Below are 18,808 nucleotides of genomic sequence, written 5' to 3'. Positions count from 1 at the left end.
CCATATCAAATGACGATGGGGCGGGCAAACCCGCCCCAGGAAATCGGGACGGGCATGACCGCCCCAGGGAAAATAATTGCTATAAATTACGCGATTGCAGGCTTACCTGACAGCAGATCCAGCACTTCCTGCACGCTGGTGGTGTTCGCCAGCTTCTCAATCACGCTGTCATCATCCAGCGCATTGGTCAGGCTGGTGATCACCTGGATGTGCTCGTTGTTACGGGCAGCAATACCAATCACCAGGCGCGCCACATCGTCCGGCTCTTCACCGAACAGGACGCCTGCCGGATACTGACAGAACACCACGCCGGTTTTCAGCACGCGATCTTTCGCTTCGACCGTACCGTGCGGCACGGCAATCGACTCACCGAGATAGGTCGGCGTCAGTTTTTCACGCGCCAGCATCGCCTCAACGTATTCAGGCTCAACGTAACCGCCTTTCACCAGCTGTTCACCCGCAAAGCGAATCGCCTGCTCTTTGTTACTGGCGGTCAGGCCGAGGAAGACGTTATCCGCACCCAGTTTAAACAGGTGTGCGTTGCCTTCATCGTAGCTGTCAGAGAGCGCGGTATTCACCGTTTGACGATGCACGTCGCTACGGTTAGCCGCCACCAGACGCTCGGTCAGGGTGCTGTAGAGCGCGCTGTCGAGGAAGTTGTTCAGCGAGATATGCTGCGCATGCGGAGCCTGGCGGATGGCGCGCTCAGTCAGGTCACGGTGGGTAATCACCAGATCGACATCACCCGGCAGGGCGTTGATCGCGGTATTGGTCACCGACACATTGCTCAGCCCGGCGTCCTGCACTTTCTTACGCAGTACGCCTGCACCCATCGCGCTGGAACCCATACCGGCATCACAGGCGACGATGATTTTACGCACGTGATGCAGTTCAACGCTCATGGCATCGCTGGCGACTGGGGCACCCGCGCCGCTCTGGCCTTTAGACTGCGCTTTCATCTCATGCATGCGCTGGGTCGCGGCTTCGATATCGTCATCTTCTTTGACTTTGCTGGTTTTCAGCAGGATAGCGGACACCACGAAGGAGACGGCGAAGGCGGCAGCGATAGCAGCGATGTTCGCGAAGTAGGCACCTTTTGGCGTCATTGCCAGCACCGCCAGGATTGAACCCGGTGAGGCAGGAGAGACCAGGCCACCGTTCAGCACCGTCAGCGTGAAGACGCCGGTCATACCGCCAAGGATAACCGCCAGCAGCAGGCGAGGAGCCATCAGCACATACGGGAAGTAGATCTCATGAATGCCGCCAAGGAAGTGGATGATTGCCGCACCGCCCGCAGACTGTTTAGCACTGCCACGACCAAAGAACATATAGGCCATCAGCACGCCCATACCCGGACCCGGGTTGGCTTCGATCAGGAAGAAAATGGATTTGCCGGCTTCACTAGCCTGCTGGATACCGAGCGGCGAGAAGATACCGTGGTTAATGGCGTTGTTCAGGAACAGAATTTTCGCGGGTTCGACGAAGATCGAGGTCAGTGGCAGCAGGTTGTTCTGCACCATCAGATTCACGCCCGCGGCGAGAATGTGTGACAGACCTTCTACCAGCGGACCGATCGCCAGGAACGCCAGCAGTGCCAGTATCATCCCGATAATACCGGCCGAGAAGTTGTTGACCAGCATCTCGAAGCCGCTTTTGATTTTGCCGTCAATCGCCCGGTCAAACGACTTGATTGCCCAACCGCCCAGCGGACCGGCAATCATCGCACCGAGGAACATCGGCATATCCGCACCGACAATCACACCCATGGTGGTAATGGCACCGACCACGCCGCCGCGATCGCCGCCCACCAGACGCCCACCGGTGAAACCGATCAGCAGTGGCAGCAGGTAGGTGATCATCGGGCCAACCAGTTTGGCCAGCGTTTCGTTAGGGATCCAGCCAGTTGGAATAAACAGTGCGGTGATGATACCCCAGGCGATAAACGCCCCGATGTTTGGCATCACCATATTACTCAGAAAGCGACCAAAGCTTTGTACTTTGACCTTCACTGATGAGGACATAAACCCACCCCTTATTGAGACGCGCTGCAATAGGAGAGCGCGCTTGTTTTTGTTTAGCCACCCCGACCCAAAGCCGGTGGTATTACTGTATGCACGCGGACTCTATCACGCGAATTTGACGCTGCGTAGCGTGCGGGGTAAGTGTGATCTACATCACTGATTAAGGGTGGGGGCAGGGGTGATTAGTGTGATTTTGATCACACTTTAAGGCGTAGCTCAGGTTCAGTTGGCTGATTTTTAGACGGGGTGGCCGGTTATCTGTGAGGTGAATCACACTTGTTTGACGTTGATTTGTTATATATCTGTGACTTAGATCACAAACTATTTTTGCTCGAAAATGCGCCAGATCACACTTCATTCAGCGGGTGATTGGGTGGGAGGAGAAAAGAGAGTGGGACGGGCAGACGATTAGCGCCTGCCCGTAAAGCGGGTTTACTGCAGACCACCCTGGACGGCAGCCTGTGCCTGAGGAAGCGCCTGCGAATTGGCGGATAAAGTGCTCATCAGCGCGTTATATTGCGAAGCCTGATCCTGAGTCGGGAACTGTACGCCGCCATCATTGAAGCTGACACGGGTTCCCTGCGTTTGCAGGAAATCGCCGGTCTGCACTGCACCCTGACTCAGCGCCTGGAGTTTTGGCAGCAGAGGAATCAGCTGATTGGCAGGCACCGTCACTACTTTGTTATAGGCGGTGTCGTAGACTTTTTTCAGGTCATCCGGCTGCTTCAGGGTCGCCTTGCTGCTGTCCGCCTGCATTTTGGCGCTTTCAATCTGCTGGGTGACGATCACCAGTGCGCTGGTCGCCTGACGCAGGGAATCACGACGGCTGAGATAATCCTGCGGAACGCGAATAGCAGAAAGCTCATCCACCACCGGACGCATACCCTGTTCAACCGCTTTGTTCGCCTGCTGCGAGAAGCCATACATAATGGCGTAATCGCTGGCGAAGTTGCCAAAGCTCTGCTTCTGGTTTTCGCTGAGGCTGGGCAGATGCTCGCCGCTGCGCATCACAGTGTTCTGGAGAAAATCGATAAATGCTTTGCGCTGCTCGCCTTCTTTATCACCGCATGCGGTGAGTTGCAGCACGATCAGCGCGCCAGCGAGCATAATGCCGCCACGTGCCATAAGGCGTGTAAGTCCTGAAGCCATAGGGTCAACTCCTGTCGGTGATACTGTCAGATGTCCAGGTAGGAATGGCCTAAAGAATAGAACAAACCCGAGCCACGGCACAACGTGAAACCACCTGTGAAACAGATGCTTTCTGAAACGGCGGTTACAGAATGGGACCGCCTGCGCCTCAGGGCGTGCTGCGTTCCCTGCCATTGCAGGCTTCAGCGCGCAGAGATGAAGGAGGGGCTGAGCAGTCTGACGCTCACTGTCGCGACCTTAAAACACCACCGCCTGACCATCTTTGCGACTCTCACTGGCCGCAATGTAGAAGCCCTGCGGATCGCGCACTATCGCCTGCGCGCCACCAAAATTGTAATTACTCAGGGGATCTTCCAGTACCACGTTGTGGCCCATACGGCGCAGTGTGCTCAGGGTATTGCGATCAAGTGTGGATTCAAACACCACCTCGCGTCCCTGCACCACGCGCCAGCGCGGCGCATCAATCGCGGCCTGCGGATTCTGCTGGTGCAGCATAATGCGCAGCGCCAGCTGGAGGTGTCCCTGCGCCTGCATCGGGCCGCCCATCACGCCAAATGCCATCAGCGGCTGGCCCTGCTGATCCCGCGCAAAGGCCGGAATGATGGTATGAAACGGCCGCTTACCGCCCGCCACGACGTTGGGATGGTCTGGATCGAGTGAAAAGCCCGCGCCCCGGTTCTGCAGGCTGATGCCGGTATCGGGTACCACCACGCCGGAGCCAAATCCCATGTAGTTAGACTGAATGAATGAGACCATCATGCCGCTGGCATCACCGGCGGCGACATACACTGTGCCGCTCTGCTGCGGTGATCCAAAGCGGAAATCTCCCGCCTTGTCAGGATCAATTAACGCTGCCCGCTGGCGAATATAGTCGTTGCTGAGCAGGTGTTCCGCCGGAAATTCGAGGTGATCTTCATCGGTGACATAACGGTCCAGATCTACCAGCGCCAGTTTCATCGCCTCGATGGAGAGATGCAGCCACTGCGGCGAATCCGGTGCATAGTGGTTGATTTCCCACTCTTCCAGAATGCCAAGTGCAATTAAGGTCGCAATGCCCTGACCATTCGGCGGCAGCTCCTGCACCGATCCTCCGGCAAACGGACGCGACAGCAGAGTAACCCAGTCGGCACGATGGTTTTTCAAATCCTCCAGCGTCAGGGCTGCGCCATGCTCACGGGCGAAGGCTGTCATCTTTTGCGCCAGTGCGCCGCGGTAAAAGCTTTCGCCCTGAGTCTCAGCGATTTCCTGCAAGGTGCGGGCCTGAGCCGGATTGCGGAACAGCTCGCCAGCACGCGGCGGACGACCCTGCGGCGCAAAGCAGTCGCTAAAGCCAGGTTGATCCCGCAGCTTGTCATAGCCGCGCTGCCACAGCTGACCAATCAGCGGTGAAACCGGAAAACCATGGCGCGCATAGTCAATTGCCGGTTGTGCCAGGGTGGTCAGCGGTAAGGTGCCAAAGCGCTGTGCCAGTGTGACCCATGCCGAGACGGCCCCTGGCACAGTGACGGATTCCCAGCCGGTTTCAGGCATCGCACTAAAATCGGCAAAGCGTTCGGGATGCCACGCGGCTGGCGATCGGCCTGAGGCGTTTAACCCATGCAGCTCGCTGCCATCCCAGACAATGGCAAACGCATCGCTACCGATGCCGTTTCCGGTTGGCTCCAGCACGGTTAAGGCGATGGCGGTGGCGATAGCCGCATCCACGGCGTTTCCACCCTGTTGCAGCATCCGTAAACCCGCCTGCGCCGCCAGCGGTTGAGAGGTTGCGACGGCATTACGACCCATCATCGGTACACGATGAGAAGGGTATCCGACGTTAAAATCTGTTTCTCGCATCGCTTTTCCTTACAGAGGTCAGGTATGGGTTTTGCCCGTCGTCAGTGCGTTATCACGGGGCTGCACTTTTACCGCGCATCAGGTCGATAGTTGCCGGGTAACTGCACCGGCATGAGGCGCCAGCCGTTTCGTTAAGACGACTGTTGATTAATCTGGCGACAGATCGCCGTTAAGAATAAAAGATTTACCCGCTCTGCACTGTGAGCCGCCGCGCGCCAGGCCTCAGGTCCCAACCAGGACTATTCTTAATTTAATAAGATCAGTGAATATATGTGTTCAGGAAGTAAACCATTGGCGTATATTTTGCACTCACTACCTGAAGAGGTGTATTGCCTCACAGAAATGAGAATATGCCAGCAAAAAGCTTGATGGCATCCACATAAATAGCAAACACCATTTGATTTTTCTGCCCACACCGAAGGCACAAAACTCAACTGCCTCAGCGGGTTAGAGGCGCTGGAACTTTTCCGGCAAACCATAGTTAAAAAAATAATTATAAATTGCGCGGCAAATAGTCAGGTCTCTATCCATACTTAGTCTCCCGGCATTTGTTGCATTGACCTGACATCTTTAAAGCAGTGCACCGCAGGCTGTGTCCCGTAATGGTTTCTCTCATAACAAAAATAAACCCTTGCGGGATCCAGCCTGAAACAGGCCCGGTTTCAGAGTCCTGACTTCAGGCTCGTACCTCTCTACTTTCACGTGCTTCATAGCGAGTTTTTAAGGAGTTCTCTATGGAATTAAAAGACCCGATGTTTGAATTGCTCAGCAGCCTTGAGCAGATTGTTTTGACACGTGATGATCGCGCCGCCGAGTTACTTATTCAGCGTCAGCAACCCGCCCAGCCAGAGCCGCAGCGTCTGCGTGAAATGACCGGCATGCAGGTTGATGAGTTTGCAAAAGTAATGGGCGTGAGCGTTTCTTCCGTGAAAAGCTGGGAAGCCCGGCGTACCCGTCCTTCCGCGACGGCGCAGAAATTGATGAAGTTATTACATGCCAATCCCTATCTGGGACGGCAGTTGCTTGAATAAACTGATATCACGAAAAGAACCCGCCGCTGGCGGGTTTTTTATTAGCGTAATTCGCTGTATTTAGCCGCCTGTCTGGCAAACCAGCTCTCCGGCACGCTATAGGGCGGCTCCCGCAACTGTGCGAGTCCGCTTTCAATAATCATTGAAGCCTGCTGCCATAACTGCGCATCTCCCTGCTTCAGCAACTCAATCTGTATCTGCTTTTCAACCAGGTAGACCCGCGCAAAGTCGGGATCAAAACGCACAATCGCGCGGGTGTTATCGATGATGTCAGCCAGTTTGATGGTTTGTGCCTCAGGACTGGCGCTGGCTGTATGGCGGAAGTGCGCCAGTTTACGGGCCGTCCGATTTTTTGCCCCAGCGGGTGCACTGTTGGTCAGCATCTCTACCAGGCTTGCCACGCGCGTACCAAAGTGCGTTTCGATATCACTCTGTGTGGTTGCGGTATCTTCTACGGTATCGTGCAGCCAGGCTGCCGCTAACAACGCGTCGTCATGGCTGACGCTGCGCACCAGTTCCACCACCGCTGCCGGATGAACAATATAAGGCTCATCGGTATATTTGCGGCGCTGACCGGCACTGGCATGTGCCTCGGTGGCGAAGCGACGCGCCTGTTCTTCCAGTGAATCCTGCATGCCTTTCCCCCTGACAAAAAGTTTGCTTGCAATTATCTAGCGCGCTATCTATATTATTAACCATGAACTGTGATCAAGATGACAAAAAAGTGAAAACGATGCCACTGTTGGTCGATCAGCACCTCTGCTTTGCGCTTTATTCTGCCAACCTGGCGATGAATAAAGTCTATCGTCAGTTGCTGAGCCAGCTCGACATCACCTATCCTCAATATCTGGTCATGCTGGTGTTGTGGCAGAAAGATGATGTCACGGTGTCAGAGATTGGCGAGCAGCTTTTTTTAGACTCGGCAACATTAACGCCACTTCTGAAGCGACTGGAAAGTGCAGGCCTGATTAACCGGCAGCGAACCCGTCAGGATGAACGCCAGGTTGCGGTGACGCTGACCGAAGCCGGGCAGGCGTTACGGGCCAGGGCTGAAGCCATTCCTGAAGCGGTTAAGTGTGCCACAGCCTGTGATGATGACGCTTTGCTGGCGCTGAAATTACAGCTGGATGGGTTGCGAGATAACCTGAATAAGTCACGATAAATATTGCTGACGGGTGCGCGGCACCCGTTAAACCTCACCGCCTGATTACGGCTGTATAAGTAGTGGGCGATTAAATAGCGTAACGGAGAAATGTCATGTCTTTAGAACAAGTGGTTTACCGCGCCAAAGCCAAAGCAACCGGTGGTCGTGATGGTCGTGCAACCTCTTCTGACGGTGTACTGGACGTGAAACTGGGCGTGCCAAAAGAGATGGGCGGTGCAGGCGGCGAAGTGACTAACCCGGAGCAGCTGTTTGCTGCGGGCTATTCTGCCTGCTTCCTGGGCGCGATGAAGTTTGTGGCGGGCCGTGACAAGATCACCATGCCAAAAGACGCCTGGATCGAAGGTGAAGTGGGTATCGGCCCTATCCCTGATGGTTTTGGTATTGAAGCGACCCTGAACATTCATCTGCCAGAGATGGATGAAGCAGAAGCGCAGAAGCTGGTTGATGCGGCACACATCGTTTGTCCTTACTCAAACGCCACCCGCAACAACATCGATGTCACGCTGAACATTATTCGCTAAGCGTGCTGCGGGCCTGAAACTATCAGGCCCGCACTTTTTTTCCTCTGTCATTTTCACTCTCCTGCTGCTGTCTGCAACAGCCCACCCGGCCGTTCCTGTTCGATGTGTACAAAAAAATGTGCTAATCAGGTCGACAACGATTATTTTCTGGTCTATCAAACGCGACCATGTTTTACTGAGCCACCTCGCGTTATAGCCTGTAAATCCGTTCAGAATTTTCCTTCATCTTGTCCGGTCCGCTTATTCAGCGAACTCTGCCGCGTTTCGGCAGTCACATAAAAGATTTGGTCAAGCGCTTCACACCGGAGAAACACCTTTTTTCATGAATTACATTAAAACCCTGACTCAGCAGAAGTTATCGCTCTTGCTGGCGCTCTATCTCGGTATCTTATTGAATTTGCCGATTTTCTATCGTCGTTTTGACGGTTTTCTCAGGCACTCTACGGTTACGAACTGGCTGACTGCCGTCACCGAGGTAGTGGCCATTGTGGTGCTGACTTTCTTCCTGATGCGTCTGCTGTCGCTGGGAGGAAAGTGGTTTTATCGCGTGCTGGCCACGCTGATTGTTCTGATTTCGGTTGCCGCCGCCTATTACATGGCGTTTTTTAACGTGGTGATTGGCTACGGCATTGTGGCTTCGGTGATGACGACTGACACCGATCTCTCCAGAGAGGTGATTGGTTACCATTTCATCCTGTGGATGGTGCTGGTCAGTGCGCTGCCACTGCTGATGATCTGGCGCAATAAGCTGAGCATGACGCTGAATGAACAGCTGCGTACGCCGGGACAGCGCCTGAAACCCACCCTGATCATGCTGCTCTGCGTGGCACTGGTCTGGCTGCCGATTCGTTTTTTCGACAAGCTGCAGAAGCATAACGAAGAGATCACTAACATCGATCTGCCGAGTTACGGCGGTGTGGTGGCGCACTCTTATCTTCCTTCGAACTGGCTGGCGGCTGTGGGCCTGTTTGCCTGGACCCGCGTGGATGAGTCGCTGAACAGTCAGGAACTGCTGGATCCGGCGAAGAAGTTTACCTACGTCGCGCCTGCCGGGCTTGATGATACCTATGTGGTGTTTGTGATTGGCGAAACCACGCGCTGGGATCACATGGGGATGCTGGGCTATGAGCGTGACACTACGCCGAAGCTGTCGAAAGAGAAGAACCTGGTGGCATTCCGGGGCGAGTCCTGTGATACCGCGACCAAGCTGTCACTGCGCTGCATGTTCGTGCGCGAAGGCGGCACTATGGATAATCCGGGCCGCACGCTGAAAGAGCAGAATGTGTTTGCGGTGATGAAAGAGCTGGGCTTCACCTCTGAGCTGTTTGCGATGCAGAGCGAAGTCTGGTTCTACGACAACATCAATGCCAACAATTTTGCCTTCCGTGAGCAGATCGGTTCAGAGAAGCGTAATCAGGGCAAAGCGGTGGATGACATGCTGCTGGTGCCGGAGATGAAAGCGTCATTGGATCGTTTCCCGAAAGGTAAGCATCTGATTGTGTTGCACACCAAAGGTTCGCACTACCTCTATTCACAGCGTTATCCGCGCAGCTTCGCGAAATATCAGCCGGAGTGTATGGGCGTGGATGAGACCTGCAGCAAAGCGCAGTTGATTAACGCTTATGACAACTCGGTGCTGTATGTCGATAGCATGCTGGATAGCGTGCTGGATCAGCTGCGTGATAAGAAGGCTATCGTCTTCTATGCCGCCGACCATGGTGAGTCGATTAGCGAGAATATGCATCTGCACGGCACGCCGCGTGAGATGGCTCCGCCTGAGCAGTTCCGTGTGCCGATGATGGTCTGGGCGTCAGATAAGTATCTGGAAGACAGTCAGAACCGCAGCAACTTTGAGCGTCTGCAGGCGCAGCAGCGCGTGGGCCGGACCCATCGCCACGTTGAGTTGTTCGATACCATCCTGGGCTGTCTGGGTTACACCTCGCCAGATGGCGGCATTAACCCGGCCAACAACTGGTGTCAGGCACCGGGTAATGGTCAGGCTAAACCGCTGTAATAGTGGTCGAAAAGGGTAAAGCAGGCGGCTGATTCCCGGTAACCGCGTGCTTTCCAGGCGATTGGCGGCAAAAGCATAAAAAGCGGTTGACGCTGATCGGGGGTAGCAGTAACATGCGCCCCCATCGGCGAGTAGCGCAGCTTGGTAGCGCAACTGGTTTGGGACCAGTGGGTCGGAGGTTCGAATCCTCTCTCGCCGACCATATTTAAGAAACCTGTCTGAAAAGACAGGTTTTTTTTCGTCTGAAGAAAAGAGGATGAGAACCTCCGAAGGAGGTTTGAGCCGAGCGTAGCGAGACAACGTTGCTTCAGCAACGGCCCGAAGGGCGCTGCTCGCAGAGCAGAGTCATCCTCTCTCGCCGACCATATTTAAGAAACCTGTCTGAAAAGACAGGTTTTTTTTCGTCTGAAGAAAAGTGGATGAAAGGTACGGATTTACCGTTGAGCGGGCTTCAGGGAGCATACGTCTGGCAGACGCATCAGGTACTTACAGAAGCATCTCAGACAACTGACAGATCCTAACCCGAGTGACGCTGACAGCAATGAACAATCTCAAGGCGAAGGGAACAGGGGCAGAGGAGGAAAGCGTCCCACGCCATGGACGGCGTGGGCCGAGCGTCCAGGGATGGTTTAAGCGCCTTTCCGATCTGACCGTGTTCCCGAAGCAGTCTCGATCTGACCGCTAAGCATTCACATTCTTACCACTGAGCGTCCAGGGATGGTTTAAGCGTCTTTCCGATCTGACCGTGTTCCCAAAGCAATCTCGATCTTAACGCCACTCCCGCTTGCCATCTTCGCTATCTTCCAGAAAGTTCCAGTAAACCCCATCCACCGCGCATTCTGTTTACCAGCCGTTGTTATCATCACTTACCCGCTGGCAGGCCTTGCCATATAAGAGATGCGATCATAATTCGCGACACATTCTTCTTATGACCGAAAGCGGCAACATGCTGATTTCTTATGCTTCTTTACCAGCATATTCCGCTGGATGAACGTCATAACGCACGGTGAATCGTTCAGTTATTCAACATTTGCCGGTAAAAGTTTTAAGTTTTTTAGCGGTGAGAATCACTAGCGATAGAACAGCCATCCAGCACAATGCACGGAAATCAGACCAGCAGCGCTGTGCATTGTATGGCTTTTAGGCCGAAAGGGTTTTTATTACCGTTGCATGCTATCCCTCACACTCTGTGTAAATAAGTAACCGTTGTATTGACGTTCTTTGCAACTGTTGACAAATTGATGCGTCAATAAACGCACAGTTACGGAATTTTCTGAATGCACCATCTGCATAAGAAAAAACAAAAAAAACGTAGCGTGCTTTAACCACCTGTTCGGTGGTACGCCTGAACCGCATAAAAAAATCAGAGGTCGGGCAATACACACAACATCACATCACAATGGAGCAAAAGCATGATCAACTCCCTGGCTAAATCCGGGATGCTGAAGGTCGGTCTGAGCCTGATTGCTATGACTGTCGCCGCCGGTGTTCAGGCAAAAACCCTGGTCTACTGTTCTGAAGGTTCTCCGGAAGGCTTTAACCCGCAGTTGTTCACCTCGGGCACCACCTACGATGCCAGCTCACGTCAGATCTACAACCGACTGGTTGAGTTCACTATCGGCACCACCGAACTGCACGCTGCGCTGGCAGAGAAGTGGGATGTCAGTGAAGACGGTAAAACTTATACCTTCCACCTGCGCAAAGGCGTGAAGTGGCAGACCACCAAAGATTTCAAACCGACGCGCGACTTCAATGCGGATGATGTGGTGTTCACCTTTGAGCGCCAGCTGGATAAAAACAACGCCTATCACGGCGTCTCCGGCGGCAGCTACGAATATTTCGAAGGCATGGACATGCCGAAGCTGATCAGCAAAATTGAAAAAGTGGACGAGAACACCGTGCGCTTTGTGCTGACGCGTCCTGAATCGCCGTTCCTTGCTGACCTTGGCATGGACTTCGCCTCGATTCTGTCGAAAGAGTACGCTGACAACATGCTGAAAGCGGGCACCCCGCAAAACGTCGACCTGAATCCGGTCGGTACCGGTCCGTTCCAGCTGCTGCAGTACCAGAAAGATTCGCGCATCCTTTACAAAGCTAACCCGAATTACTGGGGCACCAAGCCGAAAATCGATCGCTTAGTCTTCTCTATTACCCCGGATGCTTCAGTGCGTTACGCCAAGCTGCAGAAGGGCGAATGTCAGGTCATGCCCTATCCAAACCCGGCTGACATCGCGCGTATGAAGCAGGACAAAAACATCAACCTGTATGAGCAGGCTGGCCTGAACGTCGGCTATCTGTCGTACAACGTTGAGAAAAAACCGCTGGATAACCTGAAAGTGCGTCAGGCACTGACCATGGCGGTCAACAAAAAGGCGATTATCGAAGCCGTTTATCAGGGTGCAGGTCAGCCTGCTAAAAACCTGATCCCACCAACGATGTGGGGCTATAACGACGACGTAAAAGACTACGCCTACGATCCTGAGAAAGCCAAAGCGTTGCTGAAAGAAGCGGGCATGGCAGACGGCTTCTCAATCGACCTGTGGGCAATGCCGGTTCAGCGTCCGTACAACCCGAATGCACGCCGCATGGCTGAGATGATCCAGAGCGACTGGGCGAAGATTGGCGTCAAAGCCAAAATCGTCACCTACGAGTGGGGCGAGTATCTGAAGCGCGCCAAAGCGGGCGAGCACCAGACCGTCATGATGGGCTGGACCGGCGACAATGGGGATCCGGATAACTTCCTGGCCACCCTGTTCAGCTGTTCAGCGGCAAAAGATGGCTCTAACTACTCGCGCTGGTGTGATAAATCCTTTGAGGATCAGATTCAGCCAGCTCGCGCCACCGCCGATCAGGCGAAGCGCATCGAGTACTACAAGCAGGCACAGGTTGTGATGCATGACCAGGCACCGGCGCTGATGATCGCGCACTCAACGGTATACGAACCGGTCAGCAAGAAAGTCTCCGGGTACAAAGTCGATCCGCTGGGCGGACACTACTTTGCTCAGGTAGACATTAAAGAATAATTGTCGCCTTTTCCGGGGCGGCTGCGCGTCGCCCCGGCTTTATCTCCCTGTTTTACTGGAAACGGTAGAGGCGCAGCCTGTCTGCGTCGCGGTCGGGCCTACCCGATCGTCAGATGTAAGCAATAACTACCCTCGCGGCGACGGTCGCGCGGACAAGAGAGAACCCGGATTATGCTGCAGTTCATACTCCGACGTCTGGGCCTTGTCATCCCAACGTTTATCGGTATTACATTACTCACCTTCGCATTTGTTCACATGATCCCCGGCGATCCGGTACTGATCATGGCGGGCGAACGCGGTATTTCTCCTGAACGCCATGCACAGTTAATGGCGCTGTTAGGTCTGGATCAGCCTCTGTGGAAACAGTACCTGAACTACATTAACGGCGTATTACATGGTGACCTGGGCATTTCACTTAAGAGCCGCATCCCGGTCTGGGATGAGTTTGTTCCGCGCTTCAAAGCGACGCTGGAACTCGGCATCTGCGCCATGATATTTGCCGTGGCCATTGGTATCCCGGTTGGGGTCATGGCTGCCGTGAAGCGGGGGTCGATTTTCGATCACACCGCCGTGGGAATCTCACTGACCGGCTACTCCATGCCGATCTTCTGGTGGGGCATCATGCTGATCATGCTGGTCTCGGTACAGCTCAACCTGACACCGGTTTCCGGGCGGGTCGGCGACACCGTCTTCCTGGATGACACCATGCCGCTGACCGGCTTTATGCTGATCGATACCTTCTTCTGGGGTGAGCCGGGCGACTTCCACGATGCGGTGATGCACATGATTCTGCCTGCCATCGTGCTCGGCACCATTCCGCTGGCGGTGATTGTGCGAATGACGCGATCGGCGATGCTCGAAGTGCTGGGTGAAGATTACATCCGTACTGCGCGTGCCAAAGGCCTGACGCGGATGCGCGTGATCGTAGTGCATGCGCTGCGAAACGCCATGCTGCCGGTGGTTACGGTGATCGGCCTGCAGGTCGGCACCTTGCTGGCCGGGGCGATTCTGACCGAAACCATCTTCTCGTGGCCGGGCCTGGGTCGCTGGCTGATTGAAGCGTTGCAGCGCCGTGACTATCCGGTGGTGCAGGGCGGGGTGCTGCTGACAGCAGTACTGATTATTGTGGTCAACCTGCTGGTTGATCTGCTGTATGGCGTGGTTAACCCGCGCATACGTCATAAGAAATAAGGGGGCATCATGTCTGTTGTTGATCCCGGCAGCGTTACCGTTGCACCCAAGCCGATGACCCCGTTTCAGGAATTCTGGCACTACTTTAAACGTAACAAGGGCGCCGTTGTGGGCCTGGTCTACATCATCATTGTGTTGCTGTGCGCCATTTTTGCCGATGTGCTGGCCCCGCATGCCCCTGCTGAGCAGTTCCGCGATGCGCTGCTGCATCCGCCGGTCTGGCAGGAAGGCGGCAGCTGGAGCTACATTCTGGGCACCGACGATGTAGGCCGCGATGTGCTGTCGCGTCTGATGTATGGTGCGCGCCTGTCGCTGCTGGTTGGCTGTCTGGTGGTGGTGCTGTCACTGATTTTCGGCGTGATATTTGGCCTGCTGGCCGGTTATCTCGGCGGTGTGGTCGATGCCATCATCATGCGTGTCGTCGATATCATGCTGGCGCTGCCCAGCCTGCTGCTGGCGCTGGTGCTGGTCGCCATCTTTGGCCCTTCGATCGTTAACGCCTCTATCGCGCTGACCTTTGTGGCGCTGCCGCACTATATCCGTCTGACCCGCGCGGCGGTGCTGGTGGAAGTGAACCGCGACTATGTGACCGCCTCCGGCGTGGCCGGCGCCGGTATGCTGCGCCAGATGTTTGTGAATATTCTGCCTAACTGCCTTGCACCATTGATCGTGCAGGCTTCATTAGGTTTCTCCAACGCCATTCTCGATATGGCGGCGCTGGGCTTTCTCGGTATGGGTGCGCAACCGCCAACGCCGGAGTGGGGCACGATGCTCTCCGACGTCCTGCAGTATGCGCAAAGTGCCTGGTGGGTAGTGACCTTCCCTGGATTGGTCATTCTGCTTACCGTGCTGGCATTTAACCTGATGGGCGATGGTTTGCGTGATGCACTCGACCCGAAACTCAAGCAGTAAAGAGGCACCGAGATGGCGTTATTAAATGTAGACAAACTATCGGTGCATTTCGGCGACGATAAAGCACCGTTCCGCGCGGTTGACCGCATCAGTTATCAGGTTGAGCAGGGCCAGGTCGTGGGTATCGTGGGCGAGTCCGGCTCTGGTAAATCGGTGAGTTCCCTGGCGATCATGGGGCTGATCGATTTCCCCGGCAAGGTGATGGCTGAGAAGCTGGAGTTCAACCAGCGCGACCTGCAGAACATCTCCGAACGTGAGCGCCGCCAGCTGGTGGGCGCCGAAGTGGCGATGATTTTTCAGGACCCGATGACCAGCCTGAATCCCTGCTACACCGTAGGTTTCCAGATCATGGAAGCGATCAAGGTGCATCAGGGCGGCAATAAACGCACCCGGCGTCAGCGGGCGATCGACCTGCTGAATCAGGTTGGTATTCCCGATCCCGCGTCACGGCTCGATGTCTATCCGCACCAGCTGTCGGGCGGCATGAGCCAGCGTGTGATGATTGCCATGGCGATCGCCTGTCGGCCTAAGCTGTTAATCGCCGATGAGCCGACCACGGCGCTCGACGTGACCATTCAGGCGCAGATCATCGAACTGCTGCTGGAGTTGCAGCGGCAGGAGAACATGGCGCTGATCCTGATTACTCACGATCTGGCGTTAGTGGCAGAAGCGGCGCACCACATTATCGTGATGTATGCCGGTCAGGTGGTGGAAAGCGGTAAAGCGACCGATATCTTTAAGGCGCCGCGCCATCCTTATACGCAGGCGCTGCTGCGTGCGCTGCCGGAGTTCGCGGCCGATAAAGCACGCCTGGCCTCGCTGCCTGGCGTGGTACCGGGCAAGTATGACCGCCCGATTGGCTGTCTGCTTAATCCACGCTGTCCCTATGCGACTGACCTTTGTCGTCAGGAAGAACCTGAACTGCGCACCATTCCAGGACGCCAGTCCAAGTGTCACTATCCGCTGGACGATGCCGGGAGACCAACTTATGAGTCATGAAACCACTAAAGATCAGTTCCTGCTGCAGGCGATTGATCTGAAGAAGCACTACCCGGTGAAGAAGGGGCTGTTTGGTCAGGAACGTCTGGTCAAAGCGCTGGATGGCGTCTCTTTTAATCTGGAACGCGGTAAAACACTGGCGGTGGTAGGCGAGTCAGGCTGTGGGAAATCCACGCTGGGCCGCCTGCTGACGATGATTGAAACCCCGACCGAAGGGCAGCTTTACTGGCACGGTCAGGATCTGCTGAAACATGATCCCCAGGCGCAGAAGCTGCGTCGCCAGAAAATCCAGATCGTGTTCCAGAACCCGTACGGCTCACTCAATCCGCGCAAAAAAGTAAGCCAGATTCTGGAAGAGCCGCTGGTGATTAATACCCAGCTGACCCGCGCGGAACGCCGCGAGAAGACGCTGGAGATGATGGCAAAAGTCGGCCTGAAAACCGAGCACTACGACCGCTACCCGCACATGTTCTCAGGCGGGCAGCGTCAGCGTATCGCCATCGCACGTGGGCTGATGCTCGATCCGGACGTCCTGATTGCCGATGAGCCGGTTTCGGCGCTCGACGTGTCGGTGCGTGCCCAGGTGCTTAACCTGATGATGGATCTGCAGCAGGATATGGGGCTTTCTTATGTCTTTATCTCGCACGATTTGTCGGTGGTGGAACACATTGCCGATGAGGTGATGGTGATGTATCTCGGCCGGTGCGTTGAGAAGGGCAGCAAAGAGGCAATTTTTGCCAACCCGCGCCATCCTTATACTCAGGCTTTGCTGTCAGCGACGCCGCGGCTTAATCCAGACGACCGTCGTGAGCGCATTAAGCTGACCGGCGAGCTGCCGAGCCCGCTCAATCCACCGCCGGGCTGCGCCTTTAATGCGCGCTGCCACCGACGTTTTGGCACCTGCGTGCAGTTGCAGCCGAAGCTGAAAAACTATGGCGGACAGGAGATTGCCTGCTTCGCGGTTGATCAGGATGAAAATCAGCCAGTGGGTGCGGCAGAGAAAGTCAGTTGAGCAATCACCTGGCCCCCAGCCAAAGGCTCCTTTCTGGAGCCTTTTTTTATCTCAACTCAGCTGCAAGCCGCACTGCTCGCAGGTCAGCGAGCACTTCCTGGTTATCCCTCCTCTTTTTCCGTTATCAGTTTTAACCTGTTTTTATTCTGGCGATATTTGCAGTGAAAAAAGATAAATAGCCTCAATCACTTATGGCAGAAATGCGATTTTTTTGCGCCTGCGGCAGCCTGAACGCTCTTTGAAACGCTGTTTACAGGAGTCAGCCTGGCAGTGCCAGAGGTTGTAAGAGGGGTATTTTCTGAAAAATTATTAAAAGAGGGCTAATGAATTTAACTTAAGTATTACTTATTAATTATCAGCGGTAATGACTCGGCAGAGGCTTTCTTCCGCCACTATTGAATCTTTATGATTAAACAATTTGATTGAAATTGCTTTTTTTGTAATCAGGTTTTTCTGACTGATATTAAAGGGATGTGTTATATTCCAGGAAAATTCCCACCTTGTTGCAGGCCATGGCCAATGAAGAATAATTACGATGATTTGCAGCGTTTTAAAGAGAAAACGCAAACGCTCGACATCGACTTTAAAGATATGTCTGGCCAGACGCAGGAAGCGGCGGAACACAGTAAATGGGCATTGATTCGCCAGCTGGCGAAAGAAGAACATCAGACACCGTTTGGCGGCGGCGAGCGTATTGACCTGCCGCAACCTCAGCCGCTGCGTGGTGATGAGTTTACGGCTCCACCGCCTGGGGCTCCGGCACGACATGCCGCACTCACTGCGCAACCGGCAATGGCAGCCCGCACCTCGATTCTCGATAGCCTGTCAGGCAGTAACCTGCCAGCAACCAGCACGACTGAACGCGGTCCTTCATCACTCTTTCCGCCACCGCCACCGCCACCACTGCAAAAAGCGGCCGTGGCTGAGCCTGCGACCCCGCTGCGTGCTGAGCCGGTCCGGCCTGCCACCGTGGCGGAGCTTCAGCCCGTCGTCGCACCCACCGCCACCCATTCTGAGCCAGGACGATTTGGTGCGCTGTTCCGCTCGCGCGAGATTAATCTGCCGAAAGAAACCTTACTCAAACCGTTACTGGAGAAGATTGCGCTATGCCATTAGTTTGTGTGTGCTCGCCGAAGGGGGGCGTGGGGAAAACCACGCTGGCGGCGAATCTGGCCTGGAGTCTGGCGCGTTCCGGTAGCAAAGTTCTGGCGATTGATTTTGATGTGCAGAATGCACTGCGTCTTCACTTTGGCGTGCCGCTTCATGATGGCCGCGGATTTGTGGCGCGCTCAGAAGAGCAGGCGGACTGGAGCCAGTCGATTCTTACCACTGGCGGCAATATCTTTGTGCTGCCCTATGGCGACGTCACGGAGCCGCAGCGCGAACGGTTCGAAGAGAACCTGATGAAAGATCCCCACTTTATTAAGCGCGGTCTGGATACGGTGCTCAATTATCCCGGTCTGGTGATCGTGGCTGATTTCCCGCCAGGCCCAGGCCCCGCCCTTAAAGCAATGACGACGCTGGCCGATATGCATTTAGTGGTGATGTTAGCCGATACCGCATCAGTATCGTTATTACCGCAGATTGAAGAGAACCGGATGATCGGTAAGCCTCTCAATAATAAGCAGGGTCACTATTTTATCCTTAACCAGTGTGACAACCGCCGGAATATCAATCGCGATGTCACCGCGTTTATGCAGCAGCGCCTGGGCGATAATTTACTGGGCGTGGTTCACCGTGATGAAAGTGTGGGTGAAGCCAATGCTTCGCAGCAGTCTGTTTACGATTTCAGTCCCGCCTCCGCAGCGGCATTTGATATTGAACTGATCGCGAAAAGGGTCAGCAGCATTCTGAATATCACCGTGGGTAATGGCGAAGTTCAGGCTCCCATCCGCACAAACCACTTTTAGTCGGCTTCCGCCAGGCGACTGACT

Annotated in this window: 15 protein-coding genes, 1 tRNA gene and 1 other RNA gene; 13 read left to right on the top strand and 4 right to left on the bottom strand. The window is 54.8% G+C overall.

Going from position 1 to position 18,808, the window contains the following annotated elements; genetic code table 11:
* Nucleotides 1–86: 86 nt before the first annotated feature.
* The 3 genes from ACX8ZY_RS19305 to ACX8ZY_RS19295 all read right to left on the bottom strand — a co-directional run bounded on the left by ACX8ZY_RS19305 (nt 87) and on the right by ACX8ZY_RS19295 (nt 5,006).
* On the bottom strand, nt 87–2,021 hold the full coding sequence (locus ACX8ZY_RS19305) for a PTS mannitol transporter subunit IICBA (RefSeq protein WP_010257448.1): 1,935 nt from the start codon (nt 2,019–2,021) through the stop codon (nt 87–89).
* A gap of 432 nt (nt 2,022–2,453) precedes the next feature.
* Nucleotides 2,454–3,170, bottom strand: a complete 717-nt coding sequence (locus ACX8ZY_RS19300) for a DUF3053 domain-containing protein (RefSeq protein ID WP_010671639.1) — start codon at nt 3,168–3,170, stop codon at nt 2,454–2,456.
* A gap of 237 nt (nt 3,171–3,407) precedes the next feature.
* Nucleotides 3,408–5,006, bottom strand: a complete 1,599-nt coding sequence (locus ACX8ZY_RS19295; RefSeq protein ID WP_223564571.1) for a gamma-glutamyltransferase family protein — start codon at nt 5,004–5,006, stop codon at nt 3,408–3,410.
* A gap of 734 nt (nt 5,007–5,740) precedes the next feature.
* On the opposite strand from ACX8ZY_RS19295, the gene ACX8ZY_RS19290 reads away from it, so the two are divergent.
* A complete protein-coding gene (locus tag ACX8ZY_RS19290) occupies nt 5,741–6,037 on the top strand; it encodes an HTH-type transcriptional regulator (protein WP_010257438.1) in 297 nt (98 codons plus the stop codon).
* Nucleotides 6,038–6,078: 41 nt separating this feature from the next.
* Here the strand turns inward: ACX8ZY_RS19290 and ACX8ZY_RS19285 are convergent, their stop codons facing one another.
* Complete coding sequence (locus ACX8ZY_RS19285) at nt 6,079–6,672, bottom strand: HD domain-containing protein (protein WP_010257434.1); 594 nt, start codon at nt 6,670–6,672, stop codon at nt 6,079–6,081.
* Between the two features lie 62 nt (nt 6,673–6,734).
* On the opposite strand from ACX8ZY_RS19285, the gene ACX8ZY_RS19280 reads away from it, so the two are divergent.
* From ACX8ZY_RS19280 to bcsQ, 12 genes are all read left to right on the top strand, one after another.
* Entirely contained in the window at nt 6,735–7,199 is a 465-nt protein-coding gene (locus tag ACX8ZY_RS19280) for a MarR family winged helix-turn-helix transcriptional regulator (RefSeq protein WP_010671641.1), read from the top strand.
* A gap of 95 nt (nt 7,200–7,294) precedes the next feature.
* The gene (locus tag ACX8ZY_RS19275) at nt 7,295–7,723 is read left to right on the top strand and encodes an organic hydroperoxide resistance protein (protein WP_010257431.1); all 429 of its coding nucleotides are present in this window, start codon (nt 7,295–7,297) and stop codon (nt 7,721–7,723) included.
* A gap of 322 nt (nt 7,724–8,045) precedes the next feature.
* A complete protein-coding gene (gene eptB, locus ACX8ZY_RS19270) occupies nt 8,046–9,737 on the top strand; it encodes a kdo(2)-lipid A phosphoethanolamine 7''-transferase (protein ID WP_052270946.1) in 1,692 nt (563 codons plus the stop codon).
* A 125-nt stretch (nt 9,738–9,862) separates the two neighbouring features.
* Nucleotides 9,863–9,939, top strand: a tRNA-Pro gene (locus ACX8ZY_RS19265).
* 33 nt (nt 9,940–9,972) lie between these two features.
* Nucleotides 9,973–10,102: non-coding RNA, RtT sRNA (locus ACX8ZY_RS19260), on the top strand.
* A gap of 1,047 nt (nt 10,103–11,149) precedes the next feature.
* Entirely contained in the window at nt 11,150–12,760 is a 1,611-nt protein-coding gene (dppA, locus tag ACX8ZY_RS19255; protein WP_421665157.1) for a dipeptide ABC transporter periplasmic-binding protein DppA, read from the top strand.
* 171 nt (nt 12,761–12,931) lie between these two features.
* Entirely contained in the window at nt 12,932–13,951 is a 1,020-nt protein-coding gene (dppB, locus tag ACX8ZY_RS19250) for a dipeptide ABC transporter permease DppB (RefSeq protein WP_010257427.1), read from the top strand.
* A gap of 9 nt (nt 13,952–13,960) precedes the next feature.
* On the top strand, nt 13,961–14,863 hold the full coding sequence (gene dppC / locus ACX8ZY_RS19245) for a dipeptide ABC transporter permease DppC (RefSeq protein ID WP_010671643.1): 903 nt from the start codon (nt 13,961–13,963) through the stop codon (nt 14,861–14,863).
* A 12-nt stretch (nt 14,864–14,875) separates the two neighbouring features.
* Nucleotides 14,876–15,862, top strand: coding sequence for a dipeptide ABC transporter ATP-binding protein (gene dppD, locus ACX8ZY_RS19240; protein ID WP_010257423.1), 987 nt, complete (start codon nt 14,876–14,878; stop codon nt 15,860–15,862).
* Complete coding sequence (gene dppF / locus ACX8ZY_RS19235; protein WP_158149689.1) at nt 15,852–16,874, top strand: dipeptide ABC transporter ATP-binding subunit DppF; 1,023 nt, start codon at nt 15,852–15,854, stop codon at nt 16,872–16,874. The genes dppD and dppF overlap by 11 nt, the downstream gene beginning before the upstream one ends.
* A gap of 519 nt (nt 16,875–17,393) precedes the next feature.
* Nucleotides 17,394–17,990, top strand: a complete 597-nt coding sequence (gene bcsO / locus ACX8ZY_RS19230) for a cellulose biosynthesis protein BcsO (RefSeq protein WP_425021216.1) — start codon at nt 17,394–17,396, stop codon at nt 17,988–17,990.
* Entirely contained in the window at nt 17,981–18,784 is an 804-nt protein-coding gene (gene bcsQ / locus ACX8ZY_RS19225; protein ID WP_022624838.1) for a cellulose biosynthesis protein BcsQ, read from the top strand. Before bcsO ends, bcsQ begins: the two co-directional genes overlap by 10 nt.
* Nucleotides 18,785–18,808 lie beyond the last annotated feature (24 nt).

This window comes from Pantoea sp. XAF26B01_ASV70, assembly GCF_054512635.1.
This window is presented reverse-complemented; position numbering and strand designations above follow the sequence as displayed.